The 20,356-nt window shown below is 68.8% G+C and carries 20 protein-coding genes; 12 read left to right on the top strand and 8 right to left on the bottom strand.

Features of this window, described 5'->3' with window-relative positions; translation table 11 throughout:
* Position 1: 1 nt before the first annotated feature.
* The 3 genes from mdcA to madL all read right to left on the bottom strand — a co-directional run bounded on the left by mdcA (position 2) and on the right by madL (position 2,955).
* The gene (gene mdcA / locus BBJ41_RS05755; RefSeq protein WP_069745698.1) at positions 2-1,648 is read right to left on the bottom strand and encodes a malonate decarboxylase subunit alpha; all 1,647 of its coding nucleotides are present in this window, start codon (positions 1,646-1,648) and stop codon (positions 2-4) included.
* Positions 1,649-1,780: 132 nt separating this feature from the next.
* Positions 1,781-2,548, bottom strand: a complete 768-nt coding sequence (madM, locus tag BBJ41_RS05760; protein ID WP_069745699.1) for a malonate transporter subunit MadM — start codon at positions 2,546-2,548, stop codon at positions 1,781-1,783.
* 11 nt (positions 2,549-2,559) lie between these two features.
* Positions 2,560-2,955 (bottom strand): malonate transporter subunit MadL, encoded by a 396-nt coding sequence (madL, locus tag BBJ41_RS05765; protein WP_034186756.1) that lies wholly within the window; start codon positions 2,953-2,955, stop codon positions 2,560-2,562.
* A 327-nt stretch (positions 2,956-3,282) separates the two neighbouring features.
* Between madL and BBJ41_RS05770 the strand changes: the two genes are divergently transcribed.
* Together BBJ41_RS05770 and BBJ41_RS05775 are read left to right on the top strand one after the other, a co-directional pair.
* Positions 3,283-4,131: a LysR substrate-binding domain-containing protein gene (locus BBJ41_RS05770; RefSeq protein ID WP_069745700.1), complete on the top strand. Its 849-nt coding sequence runs from the start codon at positions 3,283-3,285 to the stop codon at positions 4,129-4,131.
* 159 nt (positions 4,132-4,290) lie between these two features.
* Entirely contained in the window at positions 4,291-4,569 is a 279-nt protein-coding gene (locus tag BBJ41_RS05775) for a DUF4148 domain-containing protein (protein ID WP_069745701.1), read from the top strand.
* A gap of 37 nt (positions 4,570-4,606) precedes the next feature.
* Here the strand turns inward: BBJ41_RS05775 and BBJ41_RS05780 are convergent, their stop codons facing one another.
* On the bottom strand, positions 4,607-5,524 hold the full coding sequence (locus BBJ41_RS05780) for a 3-hydroxyacyl-CoA dehydrogenase NAD-binding domain-containing protein (protein ID WP_069745702.1): 918 nt from the start codon (positions 5,522-5,524) through the stop codon (positions 4,607-4,609).
* Between the two features lie 245 nt (positions 5,525-5,769).
* Here BBJ41_RS05780 and BBJ41_RS05785 point away from each other — a divergent pair, with 245 nt between their 5' ends.
* Positions 5,770-6,210, top strand: a complete 441-nt coding sequence (locus BBJ41_RS05785; protein WP_069745703.1) for an Hsp20/alpha crystallin family protein — start codon at positions 5,770-5,772, stop codon at positions 6,208-6,210.
* Between the two features lie 16 nt (positions 6,211-6,226).
* Positions 6,227-6,637, top strand: coding sequence for an Hsp20/alpha crystallin family protein (locus BBJ41_RS05790; RefSeq protein ID WP_069745704.1), 411 nt, complete (start codon positions 6,227-6,229; stop codon positions 6,635-6,637).
* A gap of 127 nt (positions 6,638-6,764) precedes the next feature.
* Here BBJ41_RS05790 and BBJ41_RS05795 read toward each other — a convergent pair whose 3' ends face one another.
* Positions 6,765-7,070: a TFIIB-type zinc ribbon-containing protein gene (locus BBJ41_RS05795; RefSeq protein ID WP_069745705.1), complete on the bottom strand. Its 306-nt coding sequence runs from the start codon at positions 7,068-7,070 to the stop codon at positions 6,765-6,767.
* A gap of 78 nt (positions 7,071-7,148) precedes the next feature.
* Positions 7,149-7,904 (bottom strand): TerC family protein, encoded by a 756-nt coding sequence (locus tag BBJ41_RS05800; protein WP_069745706.1) that lies wholly within the window; start codon positions 7,902-7,904, stop codon positions 7,149-7,151.
* 108 nt (positions 7,905-8,012) lie between these two features.
* On the opposite strand from BBJ41_RS05800, the gene BBJ41_RS05805 reads away from it, so the two are divergent.
* Together BBJ41_RS05805 and BBJ41_RS38570 are read left to right on the top strand one after the other, a co-directional pair.
* On the top strand, positions 8,013-8,906 hold the full coding sequence (locus BBJ41_RS05805) for a LysR family transcriptional regulator (protein ID WP_069745707.1): 894 nt from the start codon (positions 8,013-8,015) through the stop codon (positions 8,904-8,906).
* A 249-nt stretch (positions 8,907-9,155) separates the two neighbouring features.
* Complete coding sequence (locus BBJ41_RS38570) at positions 9,156-10,601, top strand: DUF2242 domain-containing protein (RefSeq protein ID WP_083281807.1); 1,446 nt, start codon at positions 9,156-9,158, stop codon at positions 10,599-10,601.
* Positions 10,602-10,881: 280 nt separating this feature from the next.
* On the opposite strand, the gene BBJ41_RS05815 is transcribed toward BBJ41_RS38570, so the two are convergent.
* On the bottom strand, positions 10,882-11,802 hold the full coding sequence (locus BBJ41_RS05815) for a pyridoxal-phosphate dependent enzyme (RefSeq protein WP_069745709.1): 921 nt from the start codon (positions 11,800-11,802) through the stop codon (positions 10,882-10,884).
* Positions 11,803-11,968: 166 nt separating this feature from the next.
* On the opposite strand from BBJ41_RS05815, the gene BBJ41_RS05820 reads away from it, so the two are divergent.
* The 6 genes from BBJ41_RS05820 to BBJ41_RS05845 all read left to right on the top strand — a co-directional run bounded on the left by BBJ41_RS05820 (position 11,969) and on the right by BBJ41_RS05845 (position 20,008).
* Positions 11,969-12,874 carry a LysR family transcriptional regulator gene (locus tag BBJ41_RS05820; protein ID WP_069745710.1) on the top strand — a complete coding sequence of 302 codons (906 nt, stop codon included), beginning with the start codon at positions 11,969-11,971 and terminating at the stop codon, positions 12,872-12,874.
* A 740-nt stretch (positions 12,875-13,614) separates the two neighbouring features.
* Complete coding sequence (locus BBJ41_RS05825; RefSeq protein ID WP_069745711.1) at positions 13,615-14,820, top strand: MFS transporter; 1,206 nt, start codon at positions 13,615-13,617, stop codon at positions 14,818-14,820.
* Positions 14,821-15,439: 619 nt separating this feature from the next.
* The gene (locus tag BBJ41_RS05830) at positions 15,440-15,925 is read left to right on the top strand and encodes a Csu type fimbrial protein (RefSeq protein ID WP_412473020.1); all 486 of its coding nucleotides are present in this window, start codon (positions 15,440-15,442) and stop codon (positions 15,923-15,925) included.
* A gap of 15 nt (positions 15,926-15,940) precedes the next feature.
* The gene (locus BBJ41_RS05835) at positions 15,941-16,660 is read left to right on the top strand and encodes a fimbrial biogenesis chaperone (protein WP_069745712.1); all 720 of its coding nucleotides are present in this window, start codon (positions 15,941-15,943) and stop codon (positions 16,658-16,660) included.
* Between the two features lie 7 nt (positions 16,661-16,667).
* Complete coding sequence (locus BBJ41_RS05840; RefSeq protein ID WP_069745713.1) at positions 16,668-19,046, top strand: fimbria/pilus outer membrane usher protein; 2,379 nt, start codon at positions 16,668-16,670, stop codon at positions 19,044-19,046.
* Positions 19,043-20,008, top strand: coding sequence for a Csu type fimbrial protein (locus BBJ41_RS05845; protein WP_069745714.1), 966 nt, complete (start codon positions 19,043-19,045; stop codon positions 20,006-20,008). The genes BBJ41_RS05840 and BBJ41_RS05845 overlap by 4 nt, the downstream gene beginning before the upstream one ends.
* A gap of 16 nt (positions 20,009-20,024) precedes the next feature.
* On the opposite strand, the gene BBJ41_RS05850 is transcribed toward BBJ41_RS05845, so the two are convergent.
* Positions 20,025-20,315, bottom strand: coding sequence for a hypothetical protein (locus BBJ41_RS05850; RefSeq protein WP_069745715.1), 291 nt, complete (start codon positions 20,313-20,315; stop codon positions 20,025-20,027).
* Positions 20,316-20,356 lie beyond the last annotated feature (41 nt).

Below are 20,356 nucleotides of genomic sequence, written 5' to 3' on the forward strand. Positions count from 1 at the left end.
CTCACCAGTTGCGGAACCGGGCCGGCGGCGCGTAAAGCCCGCCCGACCAGTGCACGAGATCCTTGATCGAGCGCGCGGCGAGCCAGCGGCGGTCGGCGTCGAGCGGATCGATGCCGAGATCCTCCGGGCGGCGGATCACGCCGCGCTCGCGCAGCCGCTCGACCATCTTCCGGTCGCGGCCGCGGCCGATGTCCGTATAACCGGCCACGCCGCGGATCGCGTGTTCGCGCTCGTCCTTGTCGCGGCACATCAGCAGGTTCGCGATCCCTTCCTCGGTGACGATGTGCGTGACGTCGTCGCCGTAGACCATGATCGGCGCGAGATCGAGCTGCAGCTTGTCGGCGAGCTTCAGCGCGTCGAGCTTCTCGACGAACATCGGCACGTTCTTGTCGCCGAACGTCTCGCCGATCTGCACGACGAGCTTGCGGCCGCGCCTGAGCGCCGCCGGCGTATCGGGGTCGGCTTCCGCGCCGGCCTTCAGCCACGGCTCGCTCGGATGGCGCCGGCCGCGCGCGTCGCTGCCCATGTTCGGCGCGCCGCCGAAGCCGGCGATGCGCTCGGCCGTGACCGTCGACGAATGACCCGACAGGTCGATCTGCAGCGTCGAGCCGATGAACATGTCGCACGCGTAGAGGCCGGCCGTCTGGCAGAACGCGCGGTTCGAGCGCAGCGAGCCGTCGGAGCCCGTGAACCACACGTCGGAACGCGCGCGGATGTAGTCGTCCATCCCGACCTCGGAGCCGAAGCAGTGGATCTGCTCGACCCAGCCCGATTCGATCGCGGGAATCAGCGTCGGGTGCGGATTGAGCGCCCAGTGCGAGCACACCTTGCCCTTCAGCCCGAGCTTCTCGCCGTAGGTCGGCAGCAGCAGCTCGATCGCGGCGGTGTTGAAGCCGATCCCGTGGTTCAGGCGCTTGATGCCGTACGGCTCGTAGATGCCCTTGATCGCGAGCATCGCGGTGAGGATCTGCGTTTCGGTGATCGCGGCCGGGTCGCGCGTGAACAGCGGCTCGACGTAGAACGGCCGGCCGGCCTCGACGACGAAATGCACGCGGTCGCCAGGGATGTCGACGCGCGGCACCTTGTCGACGATGCGGTCGACCTGCGCGATCACGACGCCGTCCTTGAACGCGGTGGCTTCGACGACGGTCGGCGTGTCCTCGGTGTTCGGGCCCGTGTACAGGTTGCCGTCGCGATCGGCGCTGACCGCGGCGATCAGCGCGACGTGCGGCGTGAGGTCGATGAAGTAGCGCGCGAACAGTTCGAGATAGGTGTGCACCGCGCCGAGCGCGATCTTGCCGCCGAACAGCAGTTTCGCGATCCGCTGCGACTGCGGGCCCGAATACGCGAAATCGAGGCGCTTCGCGATGCCGCGCTCGAACACGTCGAGATGCTCGGGCAGCACGACGCCCGACTGCACCATGTGCAGGTCGTGCACCTTCGCGCTGTCGACGTCGGCAAGCGCCGTCGCGAGCAGGTCGGCCTGCTTCTGGTTGTCGCCTTCGAGGCAAACGCGGTCACCCGGCCGCAGCACCGCTTCGAGCAACGCCACGGTGTCGCGCGCGTCGACCCGCTTGCCCTGCGCGTAAACCGCGCCGGCCGCGAGGCGTGCGTCGCGCGCCTGCCGCGCGTGGTTCCATCCCGTCATGAACAGTTCTCCCGCTTCGATGGTTCAGCGGCATTCTAAGCCTCGCGCCGCCGCCGATTGATGATGTTGACGAATGCAACTCAGAGGACGCCGCGATGGATACGGCCCGCGCACGGGCCGCGTCGCACCGGTTTATGCGCCGACCAGCGCGCGCGTCGTGAAGAACAGCACCGACGGGCCGAGCAGGCAGCCGACGCCCGTATGGAAGGTCGCGACCAGCGCGCCGTACGGAACGAGCCGGCGATCGGTCGCGGCGAGCCCTGCGCTGACACCGCTGACGGTGCCCGCGAGGCCGCCGAAGATCATCGCGGAACGCGGCGTCTTCAGGCCCATGAAGTTCGCGGCAATCGGCGTGCCGACCATCACGATGATCGCCTTCACGAGCCCCGTCGCGATGCTGAGCGCGATCACGTCGGAACTCGCACCGATCGCGGCGCCCGTGACGGGCCCGACGATATAGGTGACGGCGCCCGCGCCGATCGTCGTCATGCTGACCGCGTCGGTATAGCCGAACGCGCGCGCGATGCACGCGCCGACGATGAACGGCAGCACGGTGCCGAGCAGCAGCGACACGACGCCGACGAGGCCGGCCTTGCGCGCCTCGGTCGGCTGCACTTCGAATGCGGTCGCGACGATCGCGAAATCGCGCAGCATCGCGCCGCCCATCAGGCCGACGCCCGCGAACAGCGGCACGTCGGCGATCCCCTTCTCGCCGCCGGTGAAGGCGCCGCCGACATACGCGAGCGCCAGACCGATCACGATCGCGATCGCGGAGCCGTGCACGCGGCCGAACGTCAGCTTGCGCGACGCGATCGACGACAGCCACATGATCAGGCCGACCAGCGCGAACGACGCGACGAGCCCGTTGTGGGCGACGACTTTTTCGAGCATCTGCAGCATGGCGGCCTCCGTTACTGTTCTTCGAATTGCGGCACGCCCGCGAAGGCCGTGTCGTCGCGCCCGGTGCGCACGAGTACCGCAATGCAGCATGCGCAGATCGCGACCGCGCCGACGGCGGCCAGCAGCGCGACCGGCCCGCCCTTCAGCGCGGCGACGACGTTCTGGTTCGCGGCCATCGCGACGACGACCGGGATGTACATCGCGCCCCAGAAACCGACGCCGGCCTCGGTCTCCTTCGGCAGCCAGCCGCGGCGGTGCAGCCACAGGCGCAGGCAGATCAGCAGCAGCATCGCGATGCCGACGCCGCCGACGTTGGTCTTCACGCCGATCGCGCTGCCCAGCAGGTCGCCGAGGAACAGTCCGGCCAGGTGGCAGAACGCCAGCAGCGCGGTTCCGTAGATGATCATGAGTCGTCTCCAGTCTCTTCGTGACGGGCGCCAGACGCGCGCGGGAGACAACCTGCACGCCGATCCCGTGCGCGGGCTGTCTCCTGCGGCGGTGCGCCGCGACCCGGCGGCCCGTCGTGCGGGCGCGTTCTCGGGCGGTCGATGGGATGATACGGTTTCGGGCCGGACGCCGGATGCCGTAGACTGACCGATGCGGCCGCCGGCACGACACGGGCTACGCGTCCGGTTCGTCCCGTTGCACGGGCCGCACCGGGGCGTGATCCGATACTAGCCCCGCAAAATCCGGCCATTTATGAAGTTGTCGAAACCGATTCAGTGGATTTAGCAATGCGTCCGTTACCGCCCGAGCTGCTGCGCAGCTTCGTCGCCGTCGCCCAGTCCGGCAGCTTCACCGCCGCGTCCGAGCGCGTGAGCCTGTCGCAATCGACCGTCAGCCAGCACATCCGCCGCCTCGAGGAGCTGCTCGACCGGCCGCTCTTCGAGCGCGACACGCGCAACGTGCACCTGTCGCAGCACGGCGACGCGCTGTTCCGCTACGCGGTGCGCATCCTCGAACTGATGGACGAAGCCGTCACGTCGGTGTGCGGGCCGCCGCTGTCGGGCAAGGTGCGGCTCGCGATGTCGGAGGATTTCGCGTCGGCGCACCTGACGTCCGCCCTGGCGAGCTTCGTACAGCGCAATCCGGAAGTCGAGCTCGCGATCTCGACCGGGCTGTCGGGCGACCTGTTCGACGCGCTCGACGAGGGCCGGCACGATCTCGTGTTCGCGAAGCGCATCGCGGGCAGCCGGCGCGGCCGCGTGATCCGCAGCGAGCCGCTGTACTGGTGCACCGGCCCCGATTCGCGCATCACCGGCCACGAAACCGTGCTGCCGCTCGCGATGCATCCAGAACCGAGCGTGTCGCGCCGCCGCGTGCTCGAATCGCTCGAGGCCGTCGGGCGGCCGTACCGGATCGCGGTCGTGAGCAGCAGCGTCGCGGTACTGCGCGCGGCCGCGAGCGCGGGGCTCGGCGTCAGCGCGTTCGCCGGCTACGTGATTCCGGCCGGGCTCGCGCGGCTCGACGCCGGGTTGCCCGAGCTCGGCGAACTCGAATACGTGATCGACCGGCCGGCGGCCGCGTCGCGCTCGACGCTCGCGCTCGAAGCCACGCTGATCGCGGCGGCGGCCGAGTTGTAACACCGCGGCGCGCACGCGCCGCCGCACCTGCCAACTGACAGCTTTGCCCGGAACGCGTCATCGTCCGCGCAGCACCCGCTCGCGACAATGGGGCCCATCGGAACGCACGGCATGCCGCCGCGCGCATCCGGTGTCCCGTCCCCTTGATCGGAGCACACCATGAATTTCTTGCGATTCGCTGTCGCCACCGCTGCAGCCGCGCTGCTGTCCCCCGCCTTTGCGCAGGCCGACGCCACGGCGCCCGAGCGGGGGCTGACCCGCGCGGAAGTCATCGCCCAGCTCAAGCAGGCCTATCTCGACGGCCAACTGCCGACGAACGACGGCAACTATCCGCCGAGCGCCGAAACGCGCGCACGCAACCGCGAACTCGTGCAGGCCGCGAACCCCGCATGGCTTGCCCAGACGCCGCAGGCACCGCAAACGGCGGCGCAGCAGTAACCGCGCGGCCCGGCCGATACGCTGCGCCGACGCGCAATCAGGGCAGGAAGCTGCGGCGCCGCGCGTCGATCAACTCGACGAGCAGCCGGTCGCGCTCGGCCGCCAGCTCCTGCATCGAACGCTCGCCCTGGATCTCGCGTAATGCTTCGTTCAGCTTGCGATCGACTTCCGGATCGAACGACGGCGTGCCGAGGTCGTCCCACCAGCTCGTGATCGGCCCCGACAGGTGTTCGAGGAAGTGCGCGATCCCGCCCGCGCCACCGCCGAGGTGATAGGTCAGGCACTGCCCCATCAGCCCCCAGCGCAGGCCCGGGCCCCATGCAACGGCCTTGTCCGCATCGGCCACGCTCACGACGCCTTCGCCGACGAGGTGATACACCTCGCGGAACAGCGCGGCCGCGAGCCGGTTCGCGACGTGGCCGGTCATCTCCTTGTTCAGGACGATCGTCTGCTTGCCGAGTGCATCGTAGAAAGCCTTCACGCGCGCGATCACGTCCTTGCCGGTCGCATCGCCGCCGACCAGCTCGACGAGCGGAATCAGGTGCGGCGGGTTGAACGGATGCGCGATCAGGCAGCGCTCCGGATGTTTCGCGCACGCGGTCTGGATGTCCGACATCTTCAGTCCCGACGAACTCGACGCGATCGGCACATGCGCGGGCAGCACGTCGTCCATTTGCTGGTACAGCGCGCGCTTCAGGTCGAGCCGTTCGGGGCCGTTTTCCTGCACGAAATCGACACCGTCGAGCGCGCGGGAAAGATCAGCGTCGAACGACAGCCGCGCGGAAAGTTCGGCCGCCCGTTCGCCGAGAAACGCGACAAGCGTGTCGCGCAGCCGCGCCTCGGCTTGCGGCGCCGGATCGGTCGCGACGACGTCGAAGCCCTGCGCCAGATAGAAAGCCGCCCAGCTCGCGCCGATCACGCCGGCGCCGACGATCGCGATACGTCGAATGTCCATGGTTGTCCCGTCTCGTTGGTCTGTTGAATTCGCAACGATTGTCGCATCGAATCGCACGGACACGCGTTGACGCAAGTTGCAGGCTCCCTCTTGAAATGCGCTGCGGCGGCCACTAATTACGCGTTGCCGGGCAGTGCTCCATGCAACGCACTGCCCCCGTTTCGAACCCAGTGGAGCCACCCGTCGCGCCCGCCGCAGGCGTCGCGCCGTCACGTCTCCCGCGTTTCCCGTCCCGGAGGACCATCATGAGCGGTATTCATTTCGGCAACGATCTGTTCGACGATTTCGCCCGCGTGCAGCGGCACGTGGCGAACCTGTTCGGCGAACGCCCGTCCGGCATCCGCGCGGTGCGGCCGGGTACCTTTCCCGCGCTCGACGTCGGCGCGACCGACGACGCGATCGAGATCGTCGCGTTCGCGCCCGGCATGGCCGCGGCCGATTTCGACGTGTCGATCGACAAGGATCTGCTGACGATCAGCGGCGAGCGCAAGCCCGCGCCGCGCGGCGAAGGCGACGACGTGCGCACCTATGCGCAGGAGCGCTTTCACGGCCCATTCCGCCGCGTCGTCGAATTGCCGAGGGATGCGGATGCCGACCAGGTCAGCGCCCGCTACGAAAACGGCTGCCTGCTGATTCGGGTCGGCCGTCGCGAAGCATCGAAGCCGCGCGCCATCACCGTTCAGTAATCTTCAGGATACCGACATGTACACGAACCCGACCCTTGCCGAGCGCCACACGAGCGCCGTTCACCCTGCTGCCGCAGAAGCCGCGCGCCGGCCCGTCGCCACGCCGGCCGTCGACATCGTCGAAGACGCTCGCGGCGTCACGCTGCAGGCCGACCTGCCCGGCGTGCCGCGCGAGAATCTCGACGTGAAGGTGCACGACAACACGCTGACGATCGAAGCCGACACGCGCATCGACACGCCGGCCGACCTGCGCGTGCGGCACGCCGAAGCCCGCGCGCCGCGCTATGCGCGCACGTTCGTGCTGAGTCCCGATCTCGATACGTCGAAGATCGACGCGAACCTGCGCGACGGCGTGCTGACGCTGACGATTCCGCGCCGCGAAGAAACGCGTCCGCGCCGCATCGACGTGACGGCCGGCAACGCGTAAGCGCAGCAACGCCGACGCGCGACGTGTTGCAACGCGCATGAAAAAGCCCCGCCGGGCGCGATGCCGGGCGGGGCTTTTTTTACGACGAACAACGAACGACGCGCATGCGCGCACGCCGTATCCGGATTCAATCGAAGTCGAACAGGTCGAACACCGACTTCTTGCGACGCTGGCCGTCGTGCCGGTGGCGGTCGTCGTGCGAACGGCCGTCGCGCCCCCAGTTGTCGCGTTCGCGCGGCGCGTTGGCCTGGGTATCGCGCGTGGCAGGCGCGTCGTCGCGGCGTGCCGGCGCGTCGCTGCTCTCGCGGGCGATCAGCTTGTCGAGTTCGCCGCGATCGAGCCACACGCCGCGGCACGTCGGGCAGTAGTCGATCTCGATCGACTGGCGCTCGGCCATCAGCAGGTCGGGCGTCTTGCAGACTGGGCATTTCATCGTGCTTCTCCTTTCCGTGCGAATTCCGCTTGAAGGCGTGCGAGCCGGCTGCCGCAGCAGCGGCCCGCACGCGGTGGCTCAGTGCTCTTCCACTCGTGCCGCGCGCTTCGCCTTCGCGCGCCGCGCCAGCATGTTCATGCCTTCGACGAACGCGGAGAACGCCATCGCCGCGTAGATGTAACCCTTCGGCACGTGCGACCCGAAACCTTCGGCGATCAGCGTCATGCCGATCACGACGAGGAACGACAGCGCGAGCATCACGATGGTCGGGTTGCGGTCGATGAAGCGCGCGAGCGGCTGCGCGGCGAACAGCATCACGGCCACCGCGACGATCACCGCGACGAACATGATCGGAACGTGCTCGGTCATGCCGATCGCGGTCACGATGCTGTCGATCGAGAACACGATGTCGAGCATCACGATCTGGCCGATCGCGGCCCACACCGTCAGGCCGGCCGCGCCGCCCGAGCCGCCCGCGCCTTCGCCGTCGTGCGACACGTGGTGATGGATCTCGGTGGTCGCCTTCCACACGAGGAACAGGCCGCCCGACAGCAGGATCACGTCGCGCCACGAGAACGCATGATCGAAGAGCGTGAACACCGGCTCGGTGAGACTCGCGATCCACGCGACGCTGCCGAGCAGCGCGAGGCGCATCACGAGCGCGAGCGCGATGCCCAGGCGCTGCGTGCGGGCGCGCTGCGCTTCGGGCAGCTTGTTGCTGAGGATCGAGATGAAGATCAGGTTGTCGATGCCGAGCACGACTTCCATCACGACGAGCGTCAGGAGCGCGGCCCAGACGGCGGGGTCGGCGGCAAGCGTCATCAGGTAGTCCATGAAATGGGCCGATACGAAAGTGGAAAGCCAGATGATATTCCGCCCCGGACTTCGGAAAAATCAGAGAGAATCTGATTTTAAGTTCGGTTTTTACGAAGTAACGATCCGATGCTGAATTTCCGCCATCTGTACTATTTCTGGGTCGTCGTGAAGGAAGGCGGCTTCGCACGCGCGGCCGAACGGCTCGACATGGCCGTGCAGACGATCAGCGCGCAGGTGCGCGAGCTCGAGAAATCGCTCGGGCACCAGTTGCTGCGCCCGGCCGGGCGCGGCGTCACGATGACCGACGCAGGCCAGGCCGCGTTCGCGCGCGCGGAGGCCATCTTCGAGATGGGGCGGCTGATTCCCGACGAAGTGCGCGCGGCAGCCAGCCAGCCGACCGTGCGGCTCGCGGTCGGCCTCGCCGACGGCATCTCGAAGCTCGCTGCGCACGCGATCCTCGCGCCGGTGCTCGACACGCCCACGCTGCGCCTGCTGTGCCACGAGGGCGAGCACGATGCGCTGCTCGCGGAACTCGCGCTGCATCATCTCGATCTCGTGCTGGCCGGCCAGGGCGCGCCATCGGGGTCGAACCTGCGCGTGACGAGCGAGCGGCTCGTCGCGTCGCCGGTCGACTGGTACGGGCCCGCCGCGCTCGTCACGCCGGCCGCGCGGCAACGCTTTCCGCAATGCCTGGCCGAGTTGCCGGTGCTGCTGCCGACCGCCCACTCGGCGCTGCGCGCGCGCCTCGACCTGTGGCTGGAAGAAGAACGGATCGTGCCGCGCGTGGCCGGGGAATTCGAGGACAGCGCGCTGATGGCCGTGTTCGCGGCGCGCGGCCTCGGCGTGTTTCCGCTCAGCGAACTCGGCGCGAACGATGCGTCGCTGCTGCGCGGCCTCAGGCGGCTCGGGCGCGCGGAAGGCGTAACCGAAGAGATCCACGCGATCCGCTCGCGGCGCGGCGAACATCATCCGCTGACCGCGCAATTGCTGGCTTCCGCGCGGCCGTCGCCGGCCGGCTAGCGCCCGCTCACACCCGTTCGCGCCCCGTTCTCGCCGGCAGCGGTCGTGCGCCGGCCGGCAAAAGCCGTCACAGGTGGAAACAGCCGCCGAAGCGAGCGCGACATCAAACGAAACTATAATGACGCCCCGGCCATCCGAGATTGCCACGCACCCGCTACCGGCCCCGCCCTTTCGCGACGGCCGCCACCCGGTTGCCGCGCGACGCGCGCAACCCGGCGCGGCATCTCGCCGAGCCTTCTGAAAGACGCCATGCACAACCGATTTCGCCTGTTTTCCGTTTCGTGCGCGCTCGCGGCCGCGACCGTGCTGGCGGCGTGCTCGTCGCCGCCCAAGCCGATCTACCAGCAGGAACAGTTCGACGCGACGAGCAGCCCGTATGCGCATACGTTCCATTCGAAATCCGACGCGACCTGCGAAGCCGCGCGGCGCGCGCTGCTGAGCCAGGGGTATGTGGTGTCGTCGTCGCGCAACGACGCGGTCGACGGCAGCAAGAATTTCCAGCCGAACAACGACATGCACGTCGTGATCGAGTTTCACGTCGTGTGTGCGGACGCGAACGCGGACGGCTCGTCGAGCATCGCGTACGTGAACGCGGTGCAGGATCGCTACACGCTGAAGAAGTCGAATACGTCGGCGAGCGTCGGCCTCAGCGTGTTCGGCTCGCTGTCGCTGCCGATCGGGTCGAGCGACGACGCGCTCGTCAAGACCGCGAGCGAGACGATTCCCGCCGGTGTGTTCTACGAGCGATTCTTCAATCTCGTCGACCATTTCCTGAAGATCGACCCGGCCCGCCGCGACCGCGCGAGCGTGAAGGCAGCCGAGAAGGAAGCCGTCACGCCGCTGCCCGAACCCGCGCCAACGCCGCAAGGCGAACCGATGAAGATGACGACGCCGGTCGTGCCGACGCCCCCCGCGGCACCGGTGCCGCTGTCGGTGCCGGGCGTCGCGCCCGGGTCGGGGGCGAACGCGGTGCCGGCTGCGATGCGTGCCGCTGCGCCGGGAGCGGCTTCGGGTTCGGCGGGTGGTTCGGTGTCGGCGCCTGCGCCGGCTTCAGCGCCTGCGGCAACTTCGGCTCCCTCGCCGGCGTCCACGCCTGCGACACCTTCGGCTCCGGCTCCGGCGCCTGCCTCCACACATGCGCCGACTTCGGCTCCCGCACCGACTGCCGCCCCCGCCCCTGCTTCGGCTCCAATGCCGGCTTCCGCATCCGCACCAGCTTCGGCCCCGACGCCGGCCCCTGCATCCGCACCAGCTTCGGCCCCGATGCCGGTTTCTGCATCCGCACCAGCTTCGGCCCCGATGCTGGTCTCTGCATCCGCACCGGCTGCAACCCCGATGCCGGTCTCTGCGTCCGCACTGGCTGCAACCCCGGTGCCGGTTTCTGCATCCGCACCGGCTGCAACCCCGGTGCCGGTCTCTGCGTCCGCACCGGCTGCAACCCCGATGCTGGTCTCTGCATCCGCACCGGCTTCCAGCGTCGCGGCGTTGCCTGCCGCTGCAGCATCGACGCCCGCCGTTTCAGTACCGGTCGCGGCCACACCGGCATCGCTGGCACCCGCAATGTCCGCACCGGCATCTGCATCCGTTCCGACGAACCCATCGCCAGCGCAGGCTGACACATCAGCCGCACCTGCCGCCCCCAACTCCATCGCATCGTCCGCGCCGTCCGGCGCGAGCGCACCGGCCGCAAACTGATCGGCCCGTCGCGTCGTCGCGCCTGCCCATATCCGGCGCGACGATACGCACCCTTCCCCGTCATTCTCTGCAAGCATTTCCTCGCGGCCTGTCGCCTGTCGCCTGTCGCTTGCCGCTTGCCGCTTGCCGCTTGCCGCTTGCCGCTTGCGTAACCATCATTGCGCTGACCGAAATGCGGCGTCGACGCATCGCGAAGAATTGCGCACAGCCAATGCCCGCAGTCGCCTGAATCGGCGACTGCCCGGCCGCCACCCGACAAACCCGCGCGCCAACTCCCCGCTTACCGCAACCTGGAGCGCAGCGTATGCAGATCCTCGACCGTCGCCGTCACGCCGCCGCAGACGATCACGGCGATATCCGTCGCCGACGCAAGCACGGGCACCGGCCGTTCGAGCGCGGCCAGTGCGGCGCCACACGCAGGCTCGACGACGATCCGGTGCTCATCGAGGAACCGCAGCGATGCCGCCACCGCATCGGCATCGGACACGACGACGGGATGGATCGCATGCCGCGTCGCCCATTCGACCGCCGCATCGCACGGCCGCTTCGCGCCGAGCGACGTCGCGATGCTCGTGATCGCCGGCAATTCGACCGGACGCCCCTGCGCAACCGAGCGCGCATAGCAGTCGGCGCCTTCCGTTTCGACGGCGACGACCGGCACGTCGTGCCAGCCGTTGCGCGCCAGTCCTTCGAGCACGCCGCACAGCAGGCCCCCGCCGCCGACCGCGAGCACGACCGCGCCGGGCTTCGGCCCGGCCGCCGCCATCTCGTCGATCATCGTCGCGTGGCCTTGCCACAGCCCGGGATCGTCGAACGGATGCACGAACGCATCGTGTTCGCCGAGCGCCGATTGCGCGAACGCGTTCGCCTCGGCCCAGCTCGCGCCGTGCACGACGAGCTCCGCACCCTCGACGCGGATCAATTCGCGCGCGCGGGCCGATGCGCTTTCCGGCACGACGACGCGCACCGGCACGCCGAGTTCGCGGCCGCAATACGCGACCGCGATGCCCGCGTTGCCGCCCGACGACGACACGAACCGCCGCGCGCCGGCTGCGTGCCGCGCTTCGCAGACAGCACCGATGCCGCGCAGCTTGAACGAGCCCGACGGCTGAAGCGCATCGAGCTTCAGCCGGATGGTCCTGCCGAGCCGGCGGGACGCGATTTGCGAGCGGATATAGGGAGTCTGGATATGGAGCGGCATGGCACGGGACGCGATGGGAACGGAAGGAACGCGCGCAACTCGAGAGCGAGCACGCAAGCGCGGCAATGACGGCCATCGTACGGGATGCCAGTCATGCTTTCCAATACCATCGAATGGCATTTGCTATGCTCCACAGGTATATCAACGAAAACGGAGCGGATACCGCATGCGCCAGATCGAACTGCGTCACCTGCGCTATTTCGTGGCCGTCGCGCAAGCCGGCAGCGTGATGGCCGGCGCCCGCGCGGCGGGCATCGTCCAGCCTGCGCTGTCGCGGCAGATCCGCGAACTCGAGGACGCGATCGGCACGCCGCTGCTGATCCGCCGCGCCACGGGCGTCACGCTCACCGCCGCCGGCGCGAGCTTCCTGCAGGATGCGACCGACCTGCTCGCGACACTGCAGGACAGCCGTGAACGCGCGTTGCGCAGCGCAGCCGGCCAGCTCGGCGAACTGCGGCTCGGCGCGCTGCCGAACTGCCTGCCGCTGGCGGTCGTCGCGAACGTGCTCAAGGCGTTTCGCGACGCGTGCCCGGACGTGAAGCTGTCGATCGCGCCGATGCTGTCGGCCGAACAGGCGAGCGCGATGGTGCGCGGCCAGCTCGACGGCGGGATCATGGCGTGGCGTCGGGACGAGGCGCCGCACCTGTCGGGCGTGCGGCTGCTGAGCGACCGCTTCGTGCTCGCGATGCCGGCGCCACCGGGCGGCCGCTTCCACGCGCCGCGCACGCTGGCCGACGTCGCGAACGCGCCGTTCGTCTGGTTCGACGCGCAGCGCTCCGCCGCGCACCACCGGTTCCTGATGGCGCAGTGCCAGCAGGCCGGCTTCACGCCGCGCATCGCGCAGGTCGGCAGCGACATTCCGACGCTGATCGGCCTCGTCGCGGCCGGGATGGGCTGTGCGTTCGTGCCGGAAAGCGCGTCGCCGACCTGCCCGCGCACGGTGCGGCTCGTCGCGCTCGACGAGCTCGCCAGCCGCTTCGACATCGAATTCGTGTTCGACGGCGTGGCGCCGTCGCCCGTCGTCGCGCGATTTCTCGCGGCCGTGCGCGAAGCGGTCGGCGAGCCGGATTGACCGGACACCGGGGGAGCTGGCGCGCACGGTTCGCGCCCCCGGCCCACACGCGGATTCCAGCCTCCGTCACAACGTCGATCAAGCTGCTTTTACGCGCTAAACAACATCATCATCGCGACGAAAAATCTTTCAAATCAATTACGGAAGAGGCTACAACTCCGGCATTTTTAAATTGGCACCCAAAACGGTCGTTTAACGTCATTTCGAATCGTCATGCGCCGAAATATACTTCGCGCGCATCCAACCCTCGTGCCAAAGAGAGGATGCGTTTCCGCCCCGGTCACGGTCCCCCTGTGGCCGGGGCTTTTTTTGCCTATGTACCGCGCCGGCAAAGGATTCGCGGCCACGCCGCGATGCCCGCGCCGGGTTGCGGCCGGCAACCGGGCGGCCTCGTCGATCCGCCTGGCCGCACGTCCTGGCACCGTCGCCGGCCGGCTTGCCGCGTGCCGCGCCGGACGACCGGCCATCCGCCGCGAATCGCCACCGGACCACGTTCCGGCGGCCGGAATCGCCTCCTGCCTGATTACCGAAGCCTTTCACTAAAAACACCGCCGTTTGCCCGCCCGGCCACGGCGCCGACAGCAGGCTTCGCGCATGGGTCGCACACGCCCGGCATTATTGACATCAAATCAAGATAATTTCGTCTACATGCGGCTTTTTCCGCAAAAGTAAAGCAGGCACACTTCACACTGTCCTCAACGGCCCGGTGCCGTTGCTCCTCGAATACAGGAATCCATCGCGTGAACACCCCGACTTCTTCCCCTACCCGCCCGGGCAACAGCGCCGCGCTGCCGCTGCTGGCGCTCGCCGCCGGTGCGTTCGGCATCGGCACGACCGAGTTCTCGCCGATGGGCCTGCTGCCCGTGATCGCCGACGGCGTCCACGTGTCGATTCCGCAGGCCGGCATGCTGATCAGCGCGTATGCGATCGGCGTGATGGCCGGCGCCCCGCTGATGACGCTGCTGCTCGCGCGCTGGCCGCGCCGCTCGGCGCTGATCGCGCTGATGACGATTTTCACGATCGGCAACCTGCTGTCCGCCGTCGCGCCGAACTACACGACGCTGCTGCTCGCCCGCCTCGTGACGAGCCTCAACCACGGCGCGTTCTTCGGCCTCGGCTCGGTGGTCGCGGCGAGCCTCGTGCCGCGCGACAAGCAGGCCAGCGCGGTCGCGACGATGTTCATGGGTCTCACGATCGCGAACGTCGGCGGCGTGCCGGCCGCGACCTGGCTCGGCCAGATCATCGGCTGGCGCATGTCGTTCGCGGCGACCGCGGGCCTAGGCCTGGTCGCGATCGCCGGCCTGTTCGCCGCGCTGCCGAAGGGCGAAGCCGGCCGGATGCCCGACCTGCGCGCCGAACTCTCGGTGCTGACGCGCCCCGTCGTGCTCGGCGCGCTCGGGACCACGGTGCTCGGCGCCGGTGCGATGTTCACGCTCTATACGTATGTCGCGCCGACGCTCGAACACCTGACCGGCGCGACGCCCGGTTTCGTGACCGCGATGCTCGTGCTGATCGGCGTCGGTTTCTCGATCGGCAACATCGCGGGCGGCCGCCTCGCCGACCGCTCGCTCGACGGCACGCTGATCGGCTTCCTGTTGCTGCTGATCGTGACGATGGCCGCTTTCCCGCTGCTCGCACGCACGCATGCCGGCGCCGCCGTCACGCTGCTCGTCTGGGGCATTGCGACCTTTGCGGTCGTACCGCCGCTGCAGATGCGCGTGATGCGCGCGGCGCACGAGGCGCCGGGGCTCGCGTCGGCGGTCAACATCGGCGCGTTCAACCTGGGCAATGCAGTGGGCGCGGCAGCCGGCGGCGCGGCGATCTCGGCCGGCTTCGGCTACGCGGCCGTGCCGCTCGTCGGCGGGCTGATCGCCGCGTCGGGATTGGCGCTCGTCATGCTGCAGATCGCGCAGCGCCGCCGCGCGCCGGCCACGGCGAACTCATAATCGCGACACGCCCCGCGCCGGCCCCGGCGCGGGTTCATGCTTCGGCAACACACGCCGGAACTACGACACATACAGTCAGCATCTTCACGGCCGCGCAATGCGGCCGTTTTCGTTTTCAGTTGCCGATCGGGATTCGCCAGCGATTCACGCCGAAAAAACCGGAATAAGGTCGCGGCGCCACCACTCAAATCGAATCGATTCACCGAATTACAGAAATCGATTCAATCCGCCCGAATGATTCCCTGCCCGACATTTTGATTTCGTCAGGCACATCGATTGCTCAATTCGCATCGATCGATTCGATACGTAATGTCAATCGGAAAATCGTGTCACATCCTTTTCCAAGCACGCAGCAATTGCCGCATCGCAGGAAAAACTTGCGTCCGGCATGCGAATGAATAAATCGAAAAGCGTAATGTTTTCCGGCTTTATTCCGTCAACGGTCAATTCAACCTCAATAAAATGTAACAGCGCAAACATTGAGATTGAAAGACTCGTCGATTCGTATCAGCATTTAGCAAGCCGTGGCATGCGACGCGCGGCATAAATCCAATGAAAAACCGCTCGATGAGGGATCAGTGTGAAAGTCGCCATCACTTCCACGACATTGTCGCTCGCGCTGTTTGTCGGCCTTTCGACACCCGCCGCCGATGCAGCCACCTATTCGAACGGCACCGCGACCGCCACCTTCAACGTGACGCTGACGCTGCAGCCGAACTGCACGATCGCCGCGAACCCGTTGGCGTTCGGCACCAACGGGGTGCTCGCCACCGCGATCAACCAGCAGACGACCGTCAGCGTGACCTGTACCAACACGACACCGTACAACGTCGGCCTGGATGCGGGCACGGTCACGGGTTCGAGCGTCGCGAGCCGCCTGATGGCCGGCACGTCGACCGGCAACACGACGACGACCGTCGGCTTCCAGCTCTACCAGGACGCCGGGCGCACGACGATCTGGGGCAACACGCAAGGCACGAACACGGTGGCCGGCACCGGCACCGGCGCCGCGCAGTCGCTGACCGTCTACGGCCAGGTACCCGCGCAGGCCACGCCGAAGCCCGACACCTATCAGACGACCGTGACCGCAACCGTCTACTTCTGACCGGCGCCGCTTCGCATGACCGCATTACGTCGAACGCTCGCCGCGCTGCTGTGCGCGGCCGGCGCCGCGCACGCCGCGTCGCTGCAGATTTCCCCCGTCACGATCGAATTCGGCACCGAGGACACGGCCACCGGCATCACGCTGCGCAATCCGGGCGAGCGGCCCGTGTACGGGCAGGTGCGCGTCTTCCGCTGGGACCAGGCCGATGGCCAGGACACGCTGACGCCCACGCAGGATCTCGTCGCGAGCCCGCCGCTGATCGAGGTCGGCACGCAATCCGAGCAACTGATCCGCGTCGTGCGCGCATCGCGCACGCCATCCGGCATCGAGCAGAGCTACCGGCTGCTGATCGACGAGCTGCCGCAACCCGGCGAAGCGCCGACCAACGGCGTGTCGATCCGGCTGCGCTATTCGATCCCGGTGTTCGTCGAACCGGCCGGCAAAGGCACGCCGCAACTCGACTGGGCGCTGCTGCGCAGCAACGGCGGCTGGGTGCTGCGCGTGCGCAACGGCGGCGCGCGCCGCGCGCAACTGGCGTCGGTCGAGCTCGTGACCGGCGATGGCCGCGCGTACCCGCTCACGCGCGGGCTGCTCGGCTATGCGCTCGCGGGCCGCACGGGCCAGTGGAGCGTGCCGCTGCCGGCCGGCGTCGCGCTCGGCGGCAAGGTCACGGTGCGGGCCGCCGTCAATTCGCAGCCGGCCAGCGCGGTCGTCGCGGTGGAGCCGCCGGGCTAGACCGCCGGTGCGCCGCCCGGCCCCTTCCCCAACGCCCCGCGCCGGAACGATCGCGGCCAACGCCCGCGCGCCGCGGTGGCCGCGCGCCGCGCTCGCGGCGATCGTGGCCGGCGGCCTGCTTGCGCCCGGCTGGACGCGCGCGGACGAACCTGCGGCACTCGTGATGAGCGACAGCGCGCACGACGTGATCCTCGAAGTCAGCGTCAACGGCGAAAACACGGCGCTGCTCGCGCATTTCCGCGAACGCGACGGCCACCTGTCGGCAAGCGGCGCCGACCTGCGCACGATCGGCTTCGCGACTGGCCGGCTCGGCATCGCCGATTCGGCGACGGTCGACCTCGACACGATTCCCGGCCTGCGCTACCGCTACGACGCGGCGCGCCAGAGCGTCGACCTGCAGATGCCCGATGCGCTGCGCCGCCCGTATGCGGTCGACAGCCGCGCGTTGCCGGCCACGCAGGCGGCCACCGCGTCGCGCGGCATCGCGATCAACTACGAGGCGTACGCGCAGACGATCGGCGACCGGCAGTTCTCGCTCTATACCGACGTGCGCTACTTCGATCCGAACGGCGTGTTCGACACGACGGGCACCGCGTACTTCTACAACGGCCACCGCCGCTATACGCGCTTCGACACGTCGTGGAGCCGCTCGGACCCGGCCCGGCCGAGCACGACGCAGATCGGCGACACGATCTCGGGATCGCTCCCGTGGACGCGCTCGGTGCGCCTCGGCGGCTTCCAGTGGCGCAGCAACTTCGCGCTGCGGCCCGATCTCGTCACGTTCCCGATTCCGTCGCTCTCGGGCTCGGCGGCCGTGCCGACGGCGGTCGACCTGTACATCAACAACGTGCGCCAGTACACCGGCAACGTGCCGAGCGGCCCGTTCATCATCCACGACGTGCCGGGCATCACCGGCGCCGGCCAGGCGACCGTCATCACGCGCGACGCGCTCGGGCGCACCGTCGCGACCTCGGTGCCGCTTTACGTCGACACGCGCATGCTGTCCGCCGGGCTGTCGAGCTATTCGTTCGAAACCGGCTTCCTGCGCCGCAACTACGGGCTGGAGTCGTTCGACTACGACGCGCGGCCGGCCGTCAGCGGCTCGATGCGGCGCGGGCTCAGCGATACGCTGACCGTCGAAGGACACGCGGAAGCGACCGGCGGCGTGCTCAATGCCGGCGTCGGCGCGCTGATGCGCCTCGGCTACGCGGGTGTCGTGAATGGTGCGGTCGCGGGCAGCGTCGGCCGCTTTTCCGGCACGCAGGTGAGCGTCGGCTACCAGCTGATCGAACCGCGCTTCTCGATCAACGCGCAGACGATCCGCGCGTTCGGCCGCTACGGCGATCTTGCGTCGCGCGACGGCTCGCCGGTGCCGTCGGCGACCGACCAGGCGACGCTCGCGCTGCCGTTCCTGCACCGCCAGACGCTGTCGCTCAGCTACATCGGCTTCCGGCTGCCGCAAGGCCCGAGCGCGCGAATCGGCACGGTGTCGTACACGCTGAGCTTCGGCGATCTCGCGTCGCTGAGCGTGAGCGCGTACCGCGATTTCGCGCAGCAAGGCGCGAACGGCGCGTTCGTGTCGCTGAACATCGGGCTCGGCCGCAACACGTCGATCAACGCGACCGTCGGCCGCCAGCGCGGCCAGTCGAACTACTCCGTCGACGCGAGCCGCCCGCCCGACTACGACGGCGGCTGGGGCTGGGGCGTGCAGACCGGCGGCACGGGCGCGGTGCCGTACCGGCAGGCGCAGTTGCGCTATCTCGGCCGCGCGGGCGAAGTCATCGCCGCCGCGCAGGGCATCGACCGGCAGACCGGCGCGTCGCTCGACGTGAGCGGCGCGCTCGTGTTCATGGATCGCAGCCTGCAACTGTCGCGCCGCATCGACGACGGCTTCGCGCTCGTGTCGACCGACGGCGTCGCGGGCATCCCGGTGCTGCACGAGAACCGCGTGATCGGCACGACCGATCGTGCCGGGCACCTGCTCGTGCCCGACCTGAACGCGTACCAGAACAATCAGGTCGCGATCGATTCGATGAAACTGCCCGCCGATGCGCGGATCGCCCGCACGTCGATGACGATCGTGCCGCAGGCGCAATCGGGCGTCGTCGCGCATTTCGGCGTGTCGCGCTATCGCGCGGCGTCGGTGATCCTGCGCGACGCCGCCGGCCAGCCGCTGCCGGCCGGCGCGCGCGTGCATCACGCCGAGAGCGGCGCGGACACGATCGTCGGCTACGACGGGCTCACGTTCGTCGACGGCCTGAAGGAGGACAACCATCTCGTGATCGACTACGGCACGCAACGCTGCGTCGCGGAATTCGCGTTCACGGCGCCCGGCAACGGCACGCTGCCGACCGTCGGCCCGCTCACCTGCCGGCCCGCGCCATGAGGTTCATGCTGCTGCTCGTCGTCGCGCTCGCCGTGTGGTGCGGCGTGCCGCGCCACGCGCAGGCCGAGACCTGCACGGCCACCGCGTCGACGGTGAGCTTCGGCTCGGTCAGCCCGATCTCGCGCGCGGCCGTCACCGCGACGGGCTCCGTCAATATCACGTGCACGTGGTCGGCCATCACGCTGACGCCGAACGTGCTCGTGTGCCTGAACCTCGGCGGCACGAGCCCGCGCAGCCTCGTCAACGGCAGCAATGCGATGCAGTACGACCTGTATCTCGACGGCGGGCATTCGGTCGCATGGGGATCCGTGTATTCCGGCACGACGCCGGCATCCGTGACGCTCGTGAAGCCCGCGCTCGGCACCAGCGCGAGCGCGACGGTCACGATCTACGGGCAGATCACGTCGAACCAGCCGACCGTGCCGACCACCGGCAACAGCAACACGGTCTATTCGCAACAGTTCGGCGGCAACACGACGTCGCTCAACGCGGGGTTCTACCTGCTCGGCGCGCCGACCTGCGCGTCGCTGTTGACGTCGAACGGCACGTTTCCGTTCTCGGCGACCGCCACCGTCGTCAACAACTGCAACATCAGCGCGACGAACGTCAGCTTCGGCACCGCAAGCGTACTGTCGGGCACGCTCGCGGCGACCGGCTCGATCACCGCGCAGTGCACCAACGGCGATGCGTGGAAAATCGCGCTGAACGGCGGTAACGCCGGCAACGTGACGGCGCGCGAGATGCAGCGCAGCGGCGGCGGCGGCGGCACGATCGGCTATGGGCTCTATACGGATGCCGCGCGCTCGATCCCGTGGGGGGACGGCACCGGCGGCAGCACGACGGTCACGGGCGTCGGCACCGGCACGTCGCAAGTCGTGACCGTGTACGGCGCGGTGCCGGCGCAGACCACGCCCGCGCCCGGCAACTACAGCGACACGATCACCGCGACGATCAGCTTCTAGCGGGACAACGGGCCGTTCAGAACGTGACGGTCCATGCAGGCGGCGCGCCCGTGCCGACGCTGCGCGGCGCCGCTCGCGCGTCGGGCAGCGGCGCGCGGCTCAGCACGAACGGCGTGCCGTGCGCGCAGCTGACGCTCGGCATGTCGGCGTCGGCGGCCTGCCCGGCACCGGGGCCGATCGTGCAGGTTTCCGGAATGGTGAGACTGATTCGCAGCGGGATCGACGGCTCGGTCCCGCAGGCGAGCGACCACGCGCCCAGCGCGGCGAGCGCGATCGCTCCGTGTTTGATTCGGCCGGTTGCGTTCATCGTTCGGCCCTCCTTCGTGCATCCGTCCAGCGTATGCGCGA

Source organism: Burkholderia stabilis (assembly GCF_001742165.1).
In the GTDB taxonomy this organism is placed as follows: Bacteria; Pseudomonadota; Gammaproteobacteria; order Burkholderiales; family Burkholderiaceae; genus Burkholderia; species Burkholderia stabilis.

Coding starts and splice junctions, on each gene's coding strand:
- mdcA (WP_069745698.1), bottom strand. CDS start 1,648: ATGACGGGATGGAACCACGCGCGGCAGGCGCGCGACGCACGCCTCGCG.
- madM (WP_069745699.1), bottom strand. CDS start 2,548: ATGCTGCAGATGCTCGAAAAAGTCGTCGCCCACAACGGGCTCGTCGCG.
- madL (WP_034186756.1), bottom strand. CDS start 2,955: ATGATCATCTACGGAACCGCGCTGCTGGCGTTCTGCCACCTGGCCGGA.
- BBJ41_RS05770 (WP_069745700.1), top strand. CDS start 3,283: ATGCGTCCGTTACCGCCCGAGCTGCTGCGCAGCTTCGTCGCCGTCGCC.
- BBJ41_RS05775 (WP_069745701.1), top strand. CDS start 4,291: ATGAATTTCTTGCGATTCGCTGTCGCCACCGCTGCAGCCGCGCTGCTG.
- BBJ41_RS05780 (WP_069745702.1), bottom strand. CDS start 5,524: ATGGACATTCGACGTATCGCGATCGTCGGCGCCGGCGTGATCGGCGCG.
- BBJ41_RS05785 (WP_069745703.1), top strand. CDS start 5,770: ATGAGCGGTATTCATTTCGGCAACGATCTGTTCGACGATTTCGCCCGC.
- BBJ41_RS05790 (WP_069745704.1), top strand. CDS start 6,227: ATGTACACGAACCCGACCCTTGCCGAGCGCCACACGAGCGCCGTTCAC.
- BBJ41_RS05795 (WP_069745705.1), bottom strand. CDS start 7,070: ATGAAATGCCCAGTCTGCAAGACGCCCGACCTGCTGATGGCCGAGCGC.
- BBJ41_RS05800 (WP_069745706.1), bottom strand. CDS start 7,904: ATGGACTACCTGATGACGCTTGCCGCCGACCCCGCCGTCTGGGCCGCG.
- BBJ41_RS05805 (WP_069745707.1), top strand. CDS start 8,013: ATGCTGAATTTCCGCCATCTGTACTATTTCTGGGTCGTCGTGAAGGAA.
- BBJ41_RS38570 (WP_083281807.1), top strand. CDS start 9,156: ATGCACAACCGATTTCGCCTGTTTTCCGTTTCGTGCGCGCTCGCGGCC.
- BBJ41_RS05815 (WP_069745709.1), bottom strand. CDS start 11,802: ATGCCGCTCCATATCCAGACTCCCTATATCCGCTCGCAAATCGCGTCC.
- BBJ41_RS05820 (WP_069745710.1), top strand. CDS start 11,969: ATGCGCCAGATCGAACTGCGTCACCTGCGCTATTTCGTGGCCGTCGCG.
- BBJ41_RS05835 (WP_069745712.1), top strand. CDS start 15,941: ATGACCGCATTACGTCGAACGCTCGCCGCGCTGCTGTGCGCGGCCGGC.
- BBJ41_RS05845 (WP_069745714.1), top strand. CDS start 19,043: ATGAGGTTCATGCTGCTGCTCGTCGTCGCGCTCGCCGTGTGGTGCGGC.
- BBJ41_RS05850 (WP_069745715.1), bottom strand. CDS start 20,315: ATGAACGCAACCGGCCGAATCAAACACGGAGCGATCGCGCTCGCCGCG.